12 protein-coding genes are annotated in these 15177 nt (G+C 64.6%); 6 read left to right on the forward strand and 6 right to left on the reverse strand.

All coding sequences use genetic code 11. The features are described 5' to 3' along the window. Positions 1 to 263: 263 nt before the first annotated feature. Positions 264 to 1478, reverse strand: coding sequence for an ornithine--oxo-acid transaminase (gene rocD, locus H8A92_RS35145; protein ID WP_229199918.1), 1215 nt, complete (start codon positions 1476 to 1478; stop codon positions 264 to 266). A gap of 124 nt (positions 1479 to 1602) precedes the next feature. Then, the gene (locus H8A92_RS35150; protein WP_229199919.1) at positions 1603 to 2826 is read right to left on the reverse strand and encodes a cytochrome P450; all 1224 of its coding nucleotides are present in this window, start codon (positions 2824 to 2826) and stop codon (positions 1603 to 1605) included. A 211-nt stretch (positions 2827 to 3037) separates the two neighbouring features. On the opposite strand from H8A92_RS35150, the gene H8A92_RS35155 reads away from it, so the two are divergent. The 6 genes from H8A92_RS35155 to cnbZ all read left to right on the forward strand — a co-directional run bounded on the left by H8A92_RS35155 (position 3038) and on the right by cnbZ (position 10334). Next, positions 3038 to 3571, forward strand: coding sequence for a thiamine pyrophosphate-binding protein (locus H8A92_RS35155; protein ID WP_163153037.1), 534 nt, complete (start codon positions 3038 to 3040; stop codon positions 3569 to 3571). After that, on the forward strand, positions 3568 to 4158 hold the full coding sequence (locus tag H8A92_RS35160; RefSeq protein ID WP_229199920.1) for a thiamine pyrophosphate-dependent enzyme: 591 nt from the start codon (positions 3568 to 3570) through the stop codon (positions 4156 to 4158). Before H8A92_RS35155 ends, H8A92_RS35160 begins: the two co-directional genes overlap by 4 nt. Positions 4159 to 4222: 64 nt before the next feature. Beyond that, positions 4223 to 4924, forward strand: a complete 702-nt coding sequence (locus H8A92_RS35165) for a TetR/AcrR family transcriptional regulator (RefSeq protein WP_163153035.1) — start codon at positions 4223 to 4225, stop codon at positions 4922 to 4924. A gap of 1 nt (position 4925) precedes the next feature. Further along, positions 4926 to 6119 carry an efflux RND transporter periplasmic adaptor subunit gene (locus H8A92_RS35170; RefSeq protein ID WP_229199921.1) on the forward strand — a complete coding sequence of 398 codons (1194 nt, stop codon included), beginning with the start codon at positions 4926 to 4928 and terminating at the stop codon, positions 6117 to 6119. Between the two features lie 172 nt (positions 6120 to 6291). Then, a complete protein-coding gene (locus H8A92_RS35175; protein WP_163153033.1) occupies positions 6292 to 9396 on the forward strand; it encodes a multidrug efflux RND transporter permease subunit in 3105 nt (1034 codons plus the stop codon). Positions 9397 to 9590: 194 nt separating this feature from the next. After that, on the forward strand, positions 9591 to 10334 hold the full coding sequence (gene cnbZ / locus H8A92_RS35180; RefSeq protein ID WP_229199922.1) for a 2-amino-5-chloromuconate deaminase CnbZ: 744 nt from the start codon (positions 9591 to 9593) through the stop codon (positions 10332 to 10334). Between the two features lie 204 nt (positions 10335 to 10538). Here the strand turns inward: cnbZ and H8A92_RS35185 are convergent, their stop codons facing one another. Genes H8A92_RS35185 through H8A92_RS35200 form a run of 4 tightly spaced genes read right to left on the reverse strand, consistent with a single transcriptional unit; the run spans position 10539 to position 15047 of the window. Continuing rightward, positions 10539 to 11429 carry an ABC transporter permease gene (locus H8A92_RS35185; RefSeq protein ID WP_229199923.1) on the reverse strand — a complete coding sequence of 297 codons (891 nt, stop codon included), beginning with the start codon at positions 11427 to 11429 and terminating at the stop codon, positions 10539 to 10541. 4 nt (positions 11430 to 11433) lie between these two features. After that, on the reverse strand, positions 11434 to 12375 hold the full coding sequence (locus tag H8A92_RS35190) for an ABC transporter permease (RefSeq protein WP_163153030.1): 942 nt from the start codon (positions 12373 to 12375) through the stop codon (positions 11434 to 11436). A 31-nt stretch (positions 12376 to 12406) separates the two neighbouring features. Further along, a complete protein-coding gene (locus tag H8A92_RS35195) occupies positions 12407 to 13918 on the reverse strand; it encodes an ABC transporter substrate-binding protein (RefSeq protein WP_229199924.1) in 1512 nt (503 codons plus the stop codon). A gap of 46 nt (positions 13919 to 13964) precedes the next feature. Next, positions 13965 to 15047, reverse strand: coding sequence for an ABC transporter ATP-binding protein (locus H8A92_RS35200; RefSeq protein WP_229199925.1), 1083 nt, complete (start codon positions 15045 to 15047; stop codon positions 13965 to 13967). Positions 15048 to 15177 lie beyond the last annotated feature (130 nt).

Here is a 15177-nt window from a genome sequence, read left to right on the forward strand (position 1 = left end):
CACCATCGGCGCGGCAGGACGCGCCATTGCTGGCGGTGCGGCTGGACGTGCCGCCGGTCCACCCTTTACGTGCGGCTGGGCGGATGCGCTGCCGCTCGCCACGATCATTGAGGCACTAATCAAAAAGACAATAAGTCCAGCGCGACGGCAAGGCATGAGCGCGACTCTCCGTCCATACCTGCCCGCAGAGCTTCAACGCACAGACGTCGAAATCGTTCTTGTTGGCCGTAGCCGGCGGTGCGGTCTTCCGACGCTGGGAACCGTCAGGAGACATCCTGCGTCAGCGCAGCCGTGATCCGCTCCAGCGCCCAGTCGACCTGGTCGGCCGTGATCACCAGCGGCGGGGCGATGCGGATGGTGTGCTCGTGGGTGTCCTTGGCGAGGATGCCGCGCGCCTGCAGCGCCAGGCAGTAACGGCGAGCACCGCCGGCTTCCGGGTGTAGTTCGATTGCCAGCATCAGACCGCGCCCGCGCACCTCGCGGATGACATTGGCGCGGATGTCCTGCAATCCGGCGAGAAAGCGCGCGCCTTGTTGCGCCGCGTTCTCGATCATGCCTTCCTCGACCAGCACCCGCAGCGCTGCGCGTGCCACCGCACAGGCCAGCGGGTTGCCGCCGAAGGTCGAGCCGTGCTGGCCCGGCCGCAGCGTGCCGAGCACGGCGTTGTTGGAGAGCACCGCCGACACCGGATAGAAGCCGCCCGATAGCGCCTTGCCCAGCAGCGTCACGTCGGCCTCGATGCCCTCGTGCTGCTCGGCGAGCAGCTTGCCGGTGCGGCCGAGCCCGGTCTGGATCTCGTCGAGCACGAGCATCACATTGCGCGCGGTGCACAGCTCGCGCACGCGCGCGAAATAGCCCGGCGGGGGAATGATGACGCCGGCTTCACCCTGCACCGGCTCGACCAGAAAGGCCGCGGTGTTCGGCGTGATCGCCCGCTCGAGTGCTGGGGCATCGCCGAACGGGATGATCTTGAAGCCCGGCGCGAACGGGCCGAAATGATCGCGCGATGCCGGGTCGGTCGAGAAGCCGACGATGCCGAGCGTGCGCCCGTGAAAATTATTTGCGCAGACGATGATCTCGGCCTGTCCGTCCGGCACGCCCTTGACCTCATAGGCCCATTTGCGCACCGACTTGATCGCGCTCTCCACCGCTTCGGCGCCGCTGTTCATCGGCAGCACCTTGTGCGAGCCGGTCAGCTCCGCGAGCTCGCGGTAGAAGGGAGCGAGCTGGTCGTTGTGGAAGGCGCGCGAGGTCAACGTCAGCCGATGCGCCTGCTCGATCATTGCTGCCAGGATCTTCGGATGGCAGTGGCCCTGGCTCACCGCCGAATAGGCGGAGAGACAATCGAGATACCGGTTACCATCGGTGTCCCAGACCCAGACGCCTTCGCCGCGGGACAGCATGACCCCGATCGGCTCGTAATTGTAGGTGCCGAACTGCGCTTCGGTTGCGAGGAGATCAGTGACCGATGGACTCATCCTGCGTCACTCCCGCTGTCACGCGCCAGATTACATCAATGCGCGCCTACAGCTGATTTGGGCATCAGTTCCTCCACAGGGAAGTGGAGTCACCGGCCAAATTCGCAGGAGGCGATAACCTGTCCTAGGCGTTGATGCTGCATGGCACGCTGAGGAAGCCACGGAAGCGAACCCGGCCGCCGCGCACCGGCTCGCCGTCGAGCGAATAGTTCGGGAAGCGCTGAAGGAATCGCGAGATCGCGATGGTGCCTTCGAGGCGCGCCAGCGCCATGCCCGCGCATTGATGCGCACCGGTGCCGAAGGCGAGGTGGCGGTTCGGCGTGCGTGCGACGTCGAAGCCTTCGGGGTTGGGGAATTGTGCGGGGTCGCGGTTGGCGGCACCGATGCACAGCGTCACCAGCGTGCCGGCCGGCAGCTTGATGCCGCCGAGCTCGGTCTCCTCCACGATCATGCGGTTGCCGAGCTGGTTCGAGCTTTCGTAGCGCAGCATCTCCTCGACCGCGGTCTTGATCAGCTCCGGCTGTTCAATCAGCCGCTGCTTCTGATCGGGATTTTGGGTGAGCGTCACCAGCCCGTTGCCGATCAGATTGGTCGTGGTCTCGTGGCCGGCGTTGAGCAGGAAGATGCAGTTGTGCAGCAATTCCTTTGCCGTCAGCCGCTCGCCATTCTCCTCACCCTGGATCAATCGCGTCAGCACATCGCGCTCGGGATTGCCCGGTTTGGCGCGGCGGCGTTCGACGAGGGTTTCGAGATAGGCGAGGAAACCCTTCACGGCATCGTTGCCGCGCTCGAACGCCTCCTTGGCGATCACCGGCTCCAGCGCGCCGAGAATCGCAAGCGACCAGTCGCGCAGCGGCTCGCGCTCGTCATGCGGCACGTCGAGCAGATTGCCGATCACCTCGACCGGAATGGCCGAGGCGAAATCCTCGATCAGCTCGAAGTGGTCGCGGGTCTCGATCCGGTCGAGCAGGCTGTCGACGAGCGCGATCAGGTCCGGCTCCATGCCGGCGATCGCACGCGGCGACAACGCGCCCATGATCAACCGCCGCACGCGGGTGTGCGCCGGCGGATCGTTGAAGACGAGGCTCGTGGTGTGGTGCTCGTAGAGCAGCGAGTCGCCGTATTTCGGCAGGAACTCCTTCTTCTTGTCGGAGGAGAACGCCTTGGTGTTCTTGTAGGCGGTGACGAGGTCGTCGTAGCGGGTGAGAAAATAGCAGCCGTTCGGCAGGCGCTTGACCGGTGCGTGCTCGCGCAGCGCGCGATAGGTCGGGTAGGGGTTCGCGTAGAACTCCGGCGTCAGCTTTTCCAGGTCGAAGCCGTCAGCCAGCTCTCGCGCGTGCCCGTTCATGGCGGATATCCAACCCTTATTAGTTTCATTTGCAACTATCGTAAGCCGCACGCAGCGGCCGCGCAATACAATTTGCGGGGAGTGAGGACCAGCGCGGGCGCGCCGCGCGATGCCCGTAAATCGCAGAGCCATATGCGGTATTGCGCTTTGATGAAGCGTGCGCGCCCCTCTACAGTCGCGGCCAATAAGCAATAGAGAACCGGAAACGCCGATGCATGCCCGTGCTGAGACCGCGGCCTCCTGGCCCGAGGAGATTTTCTCGATCTTGCAGCGCTTCGAGGTGCGTCAGGTGCCCTACGTGCCGGACGCCGGGCATTCCGAGTTGATCGAGCGCGTGCTGGGATCGTCCTCGATGCGCGGCATCGCGCTGACCACCGAGGAAGAGGGCGTCGCACTGCTGGCAGGCGCCTGGGCCGGCGGTCAGCGCGGCGTGCTGCTGATGCAATCCAGTGGCGTCGGCAATTGCATCAACATGCTGTCGCTGGTGCAGATCTTCCGCCTGCCGTTTCTCACGCTGGTGACGATGCGCGGCGAATGGGGCGAGTTCAATCCCTGGCAGGTGCCGATGGGCTCGAACACCCAAGGCATTCTCGAACTGTCGGGGATCAAGGTGTTGCGCGCCTCGCGCCCTGACGAGGTGCGCGAGGTCGTCGAAGCCGGCGCGGCGCAGGCCTACAACGCCTGCACACCGACCGCCGTCCTGCTGTCGCAGCGCCTGATCGGGGCAAAGGTCTTCACCAAATGAGCAAAGCCAATCTCCTCGACCGCCGCGCCGTGGTTTCCGAACTGCTCAGGGATCGCAAGGGCGCCTTCGCGATCGGCGGCCTCGGCGCCTCCACCTACGACATCGCCGCGGCCGGCGACCACGACCGCAACTTCTACCTCTGGGGCGGCATGGGCGGCGCCGTGATGATCGGGCTCGGCCTCGCACTGGCCCAGCCGACGCTGCCGGTCGTCGTGATCACCGGCGACGGCGAGATGCTGATGGGCATGGGGAGCCTGGCGACCGTCGGGCTGCAGCAGCCCAAAAACCTCTCGATCATCGTGCTCGACAACGAGGCTTATGGTGAGACCGGCGGCCAGACCAGCCACACCGGTGGAACCGCCGACCTCGTCGGTGTTGCCAAAGCCTGCGGAATCGGAGATAGCCGCGCGATCAGCACGATGGCGGAGGTCGAGGCTTTTGCTTCGTCTTTGCAAGACGTTACGGCAGGGCCGCGGTTTGCGAGCGCGAAGATCGACGGGGCCAATCTGGAGCGCGTGCTGTCCAGCCGCGACGGCACCTACATCGTGAACCGCATCAGGGGATCGATCGGCCACACTCCAATTTAAAGTGGCTTTCGCGGTGCAATAGAACCTTGACTTTTGGTAAAGTGAGTGATTACTCACGACCCAAATGTCTACCTTACGCATGACGAGTGACTTGCGGCGTCAGTTGATCCTGAGCGCCGCAAAGCGATGCTTCGCCCGCAACGGCTTTGCCGGCACCACGACAAAGAGCGTGGCGGCTGCGGCTGCCATTTCGGAGGGACTGCTGTTCAAGCACTTCCCGTCGAAGGCGGCGCTCTATGCCGAAATCCTTGCCGAGGAGTGCGAGGCGGATCCCGATCTCGCGCATCTGCTCGGCCAGGAGCCGTCGACCGCAACGCTGGTCGAACTGGTGGAGGGCATGGTCGGCCACTTCATGCAGCTGCGCGATGCGCCGGACCAGGAAGAGGCGCAGCGGATGCGGCTGATGGTGACGAGCCATCTCGACGATGGCGAGTTCGCGCGCCTGCTCTACGACAAGGTCGGCAAGCTGATCGGTCCGACTTTCGCCGCCTCGCTTGAACGGGCGATCGCTGCCGGCGAGGCGACGCGGATCGGCGACGAGCCGCTCAACCTGTTCTGGTTTGCGCATCATACCGTGCTTATGGGCGCGCTGACGCAGCTGCCTGCGACACCATGTCTCCCCTATGGCGATGCCGCTGCGGCCGAGCAGCAGCTTTGCCAGTTCATTCTTCGCGGCATCGGACTTACCGAAGCCGCAATTTCAACTCATTTGGGCCGCCAGCCGTCGCCGAGCGCAGGACCGTCGGTAACTGCAGAAAGTGCATGACATGAATATTCAGACCGAAAGCCACATCTCGGGACAACCGATCAAGGAGAAACAAGCCAAGCGTCCTGTCCGTATGGTGCGCTGGTTCATCATTGTGGGACTGTTGCTGGCCCTGCTGGTCGGCGCGCTGGTCGGCTTCAACGCCTTCCGCAGCCACATGATCGCGCAGTTCTTCGCCAACAATAAGCCGCCGCCGTCGAACGTCACGGTCGCCGAGGCGAAGACGGAAGTGATTCCGAATCTTCTGACTGCCGTCGGCGATCTCGTCGCGGTGCACCAAGTCAACGTCACGACCGACGTGCCGGGCCGCATCACCGAGATCCAGTTCACCGCCGGCAGCCATGTGAAGGCGGGCACGCCGCTGGTGCAGTTGTTCGACGCACCTGAGCAGGGCGACCTCGCGAGCTTCAAGGCACAGGCGACCGTGGGCGAGCAGCAGCTCGACCGCGCCAAGCAGCTTGCGTCGCGCCAGTTCGGGCCGCAGTCGACCGTCGACACCGCGCAGGCGACCTACGACCAGGCCAAGGCGGGCATTGCCAAGACCGAAGCGCTGATCTCGCAGAAGCTGGTGCGCGCGCCGTTCGAAGGTGATCTCGGTGTTCGCCAGGTTGAAGTCGGCCAGTATCTGACGGCCGGCACGCAGATCGTGTCGCTGACCGATCTGTCGGTGCTGTATGCCAACCTGACCGTGACCGAGAAGCAGAGCTCGCAGATCAAGGTCGGCCAGGCCGTGCGTGTTGCGGTCGACGCCTATCCGGGCCGCACCTTCGAGGGCAAGATCACGACCATCGAGCCGCAGATCGCGACCGAAACCCGCAACATCCGGGTCCAGGCGACGATCCAGAATCCGGACAGCATCCTCAAGCCCGGCATGTTCGCGACCACCACGATCGTGCTGCCTGAGAAGCCGCCGGTCGTGACCATTCCGGAAACCGCGGTCGACTACACGCTGTACGGCGACTCCGTGTTCCTGATCACCGAGAAGAAGGGCGAGGACGGCAAGACCACCCTGACCGCCGACCGCACCTTCGTGAAGACGGGCAACCGCGTCGATGGCCGCGTCGAGATCCTCAAGGGCCTGAAGGCCGGGGACAAGGTCGTGGCCGTCGGCCAGATCAAGCTGCAGTCGGGCATGGCGGTCGCGATCTCGACCGATCCGCCGCCGCCGGTTCCGGCCGAGCCGCCGCGCTACTAGAGCGTTTTCGAGCGAAGTGGACACCGGTTCGCGTGAAGAAAACGCGTCAAAACAAAGAAGCCAGAGCTTCGGCAGAGCCGAAGCTTTAGTCCCGATCATCTGAACCCGGAGGGCCTGATGGCCCTCCGCCACATGTTGCCGCAACCGGCAGACAACACGAATCGAGTTGGCGATGGCCTTCACTGATATTTTCATCAAGCGCCCGGTGCTGTCGGTCGTCGTCAGCCTGCTGATCCTGTTGATCGGCTTGCGCGCGGCGATGGTGCTGCCGATCCGGCAATATCCGAATCTCTCGAATACCGTGGTGACGATCACGACGTCGTATCCCGGCGCGTCGCCCGAGCTGATCAACGGCTTCATCACCACGCCGATCGAGCAGGCGGTCGCCTCGGCGGAAGGCGTCGACTACATGACGTCGAACTCGGTGCTCGGCACCTCGACGATCCAGGTCTACGTCAAGCTCAACCACGATCCGAACCAGGCGCTGACCGAGGTGCTCGCCAAGGTCAATTCGGTCAAATACCTGATCCCGAAGGAAGCCTTCGATCCGGTCGTGACCAAGGCGACCGGTGACACCATCGCCGTGATGTATCTCGGCTTCTCCAGCGAAGAGCTGACCGGATCGGCGATCTCGGACTATCTGACCCGCGTCGTGCAGCCGGTGCTGTCGACGGTCGACGGCGTCGCTTCGGCCGACATTCTCGGCGGCCAGACCTTTGCGATGCGCGTCTGGCTCGATCCGACCCGTATGGCCGGACGCGGCGTGTCGCCCAACGACGTTGCCGCTGCGATCGCCGCCAACAACTTCCAGGCGGCCGCCGGCCAGACCAAGGGCTTCTTCATCGTCTCCAACGTCTCGGCCAATACCGACCTTCAGAACATCGATCAGTTCAAGCGGATGATCGTGAAGGCGAAGGACGGCGGCTTCGTGCGCATCGAGGACATCGCGACGGTGGAGCTCGCGGCGCAGTCGACCGACGCCAGCGTCGCCTTCAACGGCGAGCATGCGATCTTCATCGGCATCAAGGCGACGCCGCAAGGCAACCCGCTAACCCTGGTGAAGGGCGTGCGGGCGCTGTTCCCGGACCTCGAGCGCAATCTGCCGCCGTCGATGAAGATGAAGGTGGCCTACGACTCCACCAAGTTCATCCAATCGTCGATCGACGAGGTCCAGAAGACGCTGACTGAAGCGGTGCTGATCGTCGTCGTCGTGATCTTCCTGTTCCTGGCCTCGCTGCGGTCGGTGATCATCCCCGTCGTCACCATTCCGCTGTCGCTGATCGGCGTCTGCATCCTGATGCTGGCCGCGGGCTTCAGCTTCAACCTGCTGACGCTGCTGGCGATGGTGCTGGCGATCGGCCTCGTGGTCGACGACGCCATCGTGGTGGTGGAGAACATTCATCGACATCTCGAGGAGGGCCTGCCACCCGTGCAGGCATCGCTGAAAGGTGCGCGCGAGATCGTTGGCCCCGTCGTCTCCATGACGATCACGCTGGCGGCGGTGTACGCGCCGATCGGCTTCCTCGGTGGCGTGACCGGCACGCTGTTCCGTGAATTCGCCTTCACGCTGGCCGGCTCGGTGATCGTGTCGGGCGTGATCGCGCTGACGCTGTCGCCGATGATGTGCTCGGTGTTCCTCAAGAGCGCGGAAGAGGGCCGGTTCGCCAAGCTGGTCAATCGCGTGTTCGGCGCCCTGACGCGCGCCTATGGCCGCCAGCTGGATCGTTCGCTCGACTACCGTCCGATCACGGCGCTGTTCGCCGTGACCATCCTCGGCCTGGTCGGCTTCCTCTACATGCACATCCAGAAGGAACTGGCGCCGCAGGAAGACCAGGGCATCGTGTTCGCGGTGACCAAGGCGCCGAAATACGCCAACATCGACTACATCGATTTCTACGGCGACAAGATGGACAAGGAGTTCCAGAAGTTTCCCGAGACCGATCTGCGGTTCATCCTGAACGGCATCACCGGTCCGCAGGGCGGCTTCGCCGGCATGCTGCTCAAGCCGTGGGATGAGCGCAAGCGCTCGGCCCAGACGCTGCAGCCGCTGGTGCAGAACGAGCTGTCGAAGATCGAAGGCGTCAGCGCGTTCGCGTTCAGCCTGCCGCCGCTGCCGGGCGGCCCCGGCGGTCTGCCGGTGCAGATGGTGATCTCGTCGACGGCCGGCTTCCAGCAGGTGTTCGACCAGATGAACAAGCTGAAGGATGCCGCGCGCAAGAGCGGCCTGTTCATCGTCACCGACAGCGACCTCGACTTCAACCAGCCGGTGGTCCGGGTGAAGGTCGATCGCTCCAAGGCGAGCGACCTCGGCATCACCATGCAGTCGGTCGGTGGCGCGCTGGCGACGCTGCTCGGCGGCAACTACGTCAATCGCTTCAACCTGGAAGGGCGTTCCTATCAGGTGATCCCGCAGGTGCCGCGCGCCAGCCGGCTCGCTCCGGAATCGTTCGACAACTACTACGTCCCGACCACGACCGGGCAGCTGGTGCGGCTGTCGACGGTGGTGTCGGTCGAGACCGGCGTCGATCCGAACGCGCTGACCCACTACAACCAGCTCAACTCGTCGACCTTCCAGGCCGTGCCGATGCCCGGCGTCTCGATGGGGCAGGCGGTCGAGTTCCTGCAGGGTGAAGCCAAGAAGCTGCCGTCCGGCTTCAGCTACGACTTCCTCGCCGACTCCCGGCAATACGTCCACGAGGGCAACCAGCTGCTGGTCACCTTCGCGTTCGCCATCATCATCATCTTCCTGGTGCTGGCGGCGCAGTTCGAGAGCCTGCGCGATCCGTTCGTGATCATGATCTCGGTGCCGATGGCGATCGTCGGCGCCTTGATTCCGCTGTTCTTCGGCGTCGCCACCATGAACATCTACACCCAGGTGGGCCTGCTGACGCTGGTCGGACTGATCACCAAGCACGGCATTCTGATGGTGGAGTTCGCCAACGAGCTGCAGCTCAATGAGGGACTGGACCGGCGCTCGGCGATCGAGATGTCGGCGCGGATTCGTCTGCGTCCGATCCTGATGACGACGGCGGCCATGGTCACCGGCCTGCTGCCGCTGCTCACCGCCTCGGGCGCCGGCGCCGCCAGCCGCTTCTCGATCGGGCTTGTCGTCGTCACCGGCATGACGATCGGCACGCTGTTCACCCTGTTCGTGCTGCCGATGGTCTACACGGTGATCGCGACCGACCACCAGGCTGCGGCCCGTTCCGAGCGCGCCAAGCAGATCGCCGACTACGAACTCGAGGGTAACGGCGGCGGCGCACTGAAACCGACCTGAGCCCTCCAAGCTCATGCTCGCAGGAGAGGCGGCACTGGCGAAAGCCACTGCCGCCTTTTCTTTGTCTCGTGATAGCTTCCGCCGACAGGCGGCCCGAAGACTCCCTGGTTCGACGCGTTTTCTTCACGCGAACCGGCAGACCAGTTCGCTCGAAAACGTTATGCTCCGCCTCACAAGATCTGGAGGAAACAGGCATGGCGAGCGAGTTTGCGGCGGGCAATTACCGGTTCATTCCGGCCGTGTTCCAATATTCCAGCGGCGCGCAGGCGAACGCGGGCTATGAGATCGAGCTCGTCCGCTTCGATCGGCTGGTGCCGCTTGCGGAAGGCTTCGCGCGGATCGCCGCCTACATCAAGGACGCCGGCCGGCCGCTGACCTCGTTCTGCACCTGCGAATTGCGCTCGCCGGCCGCCTTCACCGAGGACGGCTTCCGCGCCTTCAACCAGCATTACGTCAAGACGCTCGCCGAATGGGGCCTGTTCGACGGCACCATCAATCCGGTAGCGCGCAGCAATGTCTGTCCCGAGATCGATCCGCCAAGCGAGCCCTCGTTCTATGCATTCTCGTTCACGCGGCCGAGCACGAGCACGTCGCCGTCCTTCGTGATCGCAGGCGGCGCCGAGGCGCGCAGTGGCACCGCCAGCTATCCCGACCGCATCGTCTGCTATCGCGATCTCAGTCCTGGTGCGTGGCGGGAGAAGGTCCGCTTCACCGCAGGCGAGATGGAGCGCCGTCTGGCGGAGTTCAGCTTCGGCTGGGAGGATACGACCGCGGTGCAGGCCTACACCGTGCACGACATCCATCCCGTCGTTGTCGACGAGCTCGTCCGTCGCGGCGCCACGCGCTCCGGCCTGACCTGGCACTTCTGCCGCCCGCCGGTGATCGATCTCGAATACGAGATGGATTGCAGGAGGGTGCTAAGGGAAGTGGTGATTTAGCTTCCGCCGTCATTGCGAGAAACGCACGCGGCGCGAGAATGCGATGCCGTATCCCATCCAGAACCGTCATCGCCCGGCTCGACCGGGCGATCCAGTACGCCGCGGCTCATCGATTCAATCACCGCCGTCTCTGGAATACTGGATCACCCGCATGCGCGGGTGATGACACCGAGCTACCTGTTTGACAGTGGAATAGACCAGTACTCACCGCGCCTTCGGATCGAGCGCGTCGCGCAGGCCGTCGCCGACCAGGTTGAACGACAGCACGACCAGGAAGATCGCAAGTCCCGGCCACACTGCCATCCACGGCGCGCTGGTCAGGAAGCGTTGCGCGGCGTTGAGCATGCTGCCCCAGGACGGCGCCGGCGGCTGCTGGCCGAGGCCGAGGAAGGACAGCGCGGCTTCGGCGATGATCGCGGCCGCGATCGACAGCGTCGCCTGCACCAGGAGCGCGGGCAGGATGTTGGGCAGGATGTGGACCAGCGCGATGCGCCAGCGCGGATTGCCCATGGCGCGCGCCGCCTCGACATAATCCTCGACCTTGACGCTCATCACCTGGCCGCGGGTCAGGCGGATGAAGATCGGGGTCGCCGACACGCCGATCGCGATCATCGCATTGCCGAGGCTCGGGCCGAGGAAGGCCGCGAGCGCGATCGCCAGGATCAGGAACGGGCAGGCCAGCATCGCGTCGGTGATGCGGCTGATCAGCGCGTCGATGAGGCCGCCGCGATAGCCGGCGAGCAATCCGAGCGGCACGCCGACCGCAAGCGCGATGCCGACCGAGATCACGCCGGCGAGCAGCGAGGCGCGGGCGCCGAACACGATTCGCGCGAGCACGTCGCGGCCGAGCTCGTCGGTGCCGAACCAGTGCTGCAGCGACGGCGCCTTGCGGACCAGCGACCAGCTCGTCGCGACGGGGTCATAGGGCACGATCAGTGGCGCGAAGACGGCGAGCAGGATGAACAGCGCGATCACGGCGAGGCCGAGCACGGCGCCCCTGCGCCGGATCAGCCGCCGCCAGGCACGCCGCGCTGGGCTCTCCAGCGTCTCGGCCGCGGCAAGCGAGGCTGATGTCCCGAGTGCAGCGTCGGTCATCCGATCAGCCCCTCAGCCGCGGATTGACGAGGATATAGGCGATGTCGGCGATCAGGTTGAGCGTGATGTAGATCGTCGCCGTCGTCAGCACCACGCCCTGCACGACGGCATAATCGCGGTTGAAGACGGCATCGACGATCAGCTTGCCGAAGCCTGGGATCGAGAAGATCTGCTCGGTGAGCACAGCGCCCGACAGCAGCGTGCCGAGCTCGAGCGCGCCGAGCGTGATGATCGGCGTCAACGCATTGCGCATCGCATGCTTGAGGATCACCGTGCGTTCGGACAGGCCCTTGGCGCGCGCGGTGCGGACATAGTCGCTCTCCAGCACCTGCAGCATCGCGCTTCGCGTATGCCGCATCAGGATCGCGGCGATCGCGTTGCCGAGCACGAAGGCCGGCATGACGGATGCGGCGAGGCTCGCGCGCCAGTTTTCGCTGAGCGGTACGTAGCCGGAGGCCGGCAGCCAGCCAAGTTCGACCGAGAACAGGAAGATCAGCATGATGCCGAGCCAGAAATTCGGCGTCGAGATCCCCCACAGCGCGAACAAATTGGCGCCATAGTCCCACGCCGTGCCCATCTTCACCGCCGAGATGATGCCGGCAGGAATGCCGATCAGGAAGGCGACCACGATCGCCATGCCGGCGATTTGCATCGTCACCGGCAGCTTCTGCGCGATCAGGCTCGATACCGGCATCTTGTTGCGCAGCGACTCGCCGAAGTCGCCCATCAGCACGCCCTTGACCCAATAAGCGTATTGCACCGGGATCGGCTGATCCAGGTGGTATTGCTGGCGGATCTGCTCGATGACAGCCGGATCGCGCTCCTCCCCGGCCATCACGAGCGCCGGATCGCCGGGCAGCAGATGTTGCAGCGAGAAGATCAGGAGCGAGACGAAGAACAGCGTCGGGATCAGCTGAGCCAGCCGCTTGGCGAGGAAGTTCAGCATTGTCGGCCCCGCGTACCCTGCGCCGTGGCGATCATTTCAATTTCAGCCCGACCACGCGCACCAATCCATCCGGCATCTGCCGGTAACCCTCGACCTTGGCGGAGTGGGCGATCAGCAGCGTGCGGTGGTAGAGATAGATGATCGGTTCGTCATTGAGCACGATCCTGGTCATCTTCTCGTAGATCGCCTTGCGCTGGGCGGGATCGTTGATCAACCGCGCATCTTCCATCAGCTTGTCGGCTTCCGCGTTGGAATAGCCGCCGTCGTTCTGCGGCGCCTTGGTGTGCAGGAAGACATAGGAATTGCCGTCAGGATCGATCCGGCCGCTCCAGTTGATCTGAAACACCTGAAATTCGCCGGCCTGGGCCTGCTTGAACGTCGTCGCAAATTCGACCACGCGAATCTTGATGTCAAAGCCTGCTTCGGCCGCCATCGACTGCACGACCTGGGCCACGGCTTCGTTCTCGGCCCCTTTGGGGACCATGTAGTCGATGGCTAAGGGCAGCGTTACACCGGCCTCCTTCAGCAGCGCCTTGGCCTTGGCAACGTCGCGTCCCCGAACCGGAAACGCTTTCTGATAGTAAGGATGCGTTGGGCTGACCCACTGATTGCCCGGCGTGAACTCGCCGTTGAAGACGACCTGGTTGAGAGCCTCGCGGTCGATCGACAGATCGAGGGCCTGGCGCACCTTTTCCGACTGGCTGAGCGGTCCCTTGCTCTTGTCGTTGCCGATGTTGATGGTGAGGCCGAGATAGCCGAGTTCAGGTGCGGTCGACAGCACGAGCCGCTTGTCGGCGCGGACGTCCTTGATATCGGTGGCGAGCACGCGCTCGATCAGATCGAGCCCGCCGGACTTCAGATTGGCGAGCCGCACCGTGGCGTCGACGATGGGAAGGAACACGATGCGATCGATGAAGACGTTGTCCTTGTTCCAGTAATCCCCGAATTTCTCGAACACCATGCGGTCCTGCTGCACGCGTTCGACGAATTTGTAGGGGCCGGCGCAGACCGGATGCAGCCCGAATTTGTCGCCCGCCTCCTTCACCGCCTTCGGCGAGACCATCATGCCGGCGCGGTCGGTCAGCTGGGCGATCAGCGGCGAGTAGGGCGTCTTGAGCGCCAGCTTGATGGTCAGGGGATCAACGACGTCGACATGGTCGAGCGCGGCCAATTCCGGTTTGCGAAACGAGGTCGGCAGCGTCAGATGGCGCTCCAGCGAGAATTTGGCGGCTTCGGCGTCGAAAGGTTCACCGTCGTGGAACTTGACGCCCGGCCGGAGCTTGATCGTCATCTCCTTGCCGTCGGCCGAGTTCTCGTAGGACAGCGCGAGCTGCGGAACGATGTTCAGCTTCTCGTCGATGTCGAACAGCTTGTCGCAGAAGGCCGAAAAGACGATGCGGCCGACATAGGTGCGACCGACTGAAGGATCGAGGATGTCGGGGTCCTCGGCGAGCCCGATGCGAAGCGTCGTCTCGGCACGCGCGCTCGTTCCGCACCAGGTCACGAGGGCTGCCATCAGGACCGCCAAGCGCCAAAATCTCATCGCCAACCCCTTATCCCTTGCGCCTTATCCCTTGCGCCTTTGTTCCCTACGAAATAACCCCGGGCCGCCCCGAGGCTTCCGCCGTATTGAACGCCGCCACCAGCTTTTCCAGCGTCGGCGAGAACCCGCCATCGGACGGCACGATCGCCTCCGCGCCGGGCAGCTCGCCGGTCCGATGACAGGCCGTTGCATATCCGGTGCCATCTTCGCGCAACTGCGGCACTTCGCTACGGCAGCGCGCAATCACATAGGGGCATCGGGTGTGGAAACGGCAGCCGGAAGGCGGATTGAGCGCGCTCGGCAGCTCGCCCTCCAGCACGATGCGGCTGCGTTTGGCGCGCGGTTTCGGCACCGGGATCGCCGACAGCAATGCGCGGCTATAGGGATGGCGCGGCGCGGTGAACAGCGCCTGCGCCTCCGCCGTTTCGACGATGGTGCCGAGGTTCATCACGGCGACCCGGTCGGCGATGTGTTTCACGACGGCGAGATCGTGCGAGACGAAGATGTAGGCGAGCTTCAGCCGGTCCTGCAGGTCGCGCAGCAGGTTCAGGATCTGCGAGCGGATCGAGACGTCGAGCGCCGACACCGGCTCGTCGCAGATGATCAGCTTCGGCTCGACCGCAAGCGCGCGGGCAATCGCGATGCGCTGGCGCTGGCCGCCGGAGAATTCGTGCGGATAGCGGCGCGCAAAGCGCGGCTCGAGCCCGACCAGGCGCAACAGCTCATCGACCCGCTCGCGGCGGCGCGCAGCCGGCACGAGATCGTGCAGCGCCAGTGGCTCGGTCAGGATCTGGCTCACCGTCATGCGCGGGTTGAGCGAGGCGTAGGGGTCCTGGAAGATCAGCTGCGCGTCGCGGCGGAACGCGCGCAATTGCTCGGCATTGAGGGCGCCGAGGTCGCGGCCCTCGAAGGTGACGCGGCCGGCATCCGGCTCGATCAGCCGCAGCACCAGCCGGCTGACGGTGGATTTGCCGCAGCCGGATTCACCGACCAGCGCCAGCGTCTTGCCGGCCTCGACCGTGAAGCTGACGCCGTCGACCGCCTTGACATAAGCGGTCGGCCGGCCGAACACCGAGCGTTCGGCGACGAAATGCTTCACCAGCCCTTCCACCTCGAGCAGCGCAGTCATGATACCAGCCGTTCCAGCGGCGCGCGGAGGCAGCGCGAGGCGTGGGTCGCGCTCAGCATCGCCAGCGGCGGAGGGGATTTGGTGCAGGCATTCTCCACGAACGGGCAGCGCGCGGCGAAGCGGCAACCCG

The sequence above is a fragment of the Bradyrhizobium acaciae genome, assembly GCF_020889785.1.
Lineage (GTDB): Bacteria > Pseudomonadota > Alphaproteobacteria > Rhizobiales > Xanthobacteraceae > Bradyrhizobium > Bradyrhizobium acaciae.

Coding starts and splice junctions, on each gene's coding strand:
- rocD (WP_229199918.1), bottom strand. CDS start 1,478: ATGAGTCCATCGGTCACTGATCTCCTCGCAACCGAAGCGCAGTTCGGC.
- H8A92_RS35150 (WP_229199919.1), bottom strand. CDS start 2,826: ATGAACGGGCACGCGCGAGAGCTGGCTGACGGCTTCGACCTGGAAAAG.
- H8A92_RS35155 (WP_163153037.1), top strand. CDS start 3,038: ATGCATGCCCGTGCTGAGACCGCGGCCTCCTGGCCCGAGGAGATTTTC.
- H8A92_RS35160 (WP_229199920.1), top strand. CDS start 3,568: ATGAGCAAAGCCAATCTCCTCGACCGCCGCGCCGTGGTTTCCGAACTG.
- H8A92_RS35165 (WP_163153035.1), top strand. CDS start 4,223: ATGTCTACCTTACGCATGACGAGTGACTTGCGGCGTCAGTTGATCCTG.
- H8A92_RS35170 (WP_229199921.1), top strand. CDS start 4,926: ATGAATATTCAGACCGAAAGCCACATCTCGGGACAACCGATCAAGGAG.
- H8A92_RS35175 (WP_163153033.1), top strand. CDS start 6,292: ATGGCCTTCACTGATATTTTCATCAAGCGCCCGGTGCTGTCGGTCGTC.
- cnbZ (WP_229199922.1), top strand. CDS start 9,591: ATGGCGAGCGAGTTTGCGGCGGGCAATTACCGGTTCATTCCGGCCGTG.
- H8A92_RS35185 (WP_229199923.1), bottom strand. CDS start 11,429: ATGACCGACGCTGCACTCGGGACATCAGCCTCGCTTGCCGCGGCCGAG.
- H8A92_RS35190 (WP_163153030.1), bottom strand. CDS start 12,375: ATGCTGAACTTCCTCGCCAAGCGGCTGGCTCAGCTGATCCCGACGCTG.
- H8A92_RS35195 (WP_229199924.1), bottom strand. CDS start 13,918: ATGAGATTTTGGCGCTTGGCGGTCCTGATGGCAGCCCTCGTGACCTGG.
- H8A92_RS35200 (WP_229199925.1), bottom strand. CDS start 15,047: ATGACTGCGCTGCTCGAGGTGGAAGGGCTGGTGAAGCATTTCGTCGCC.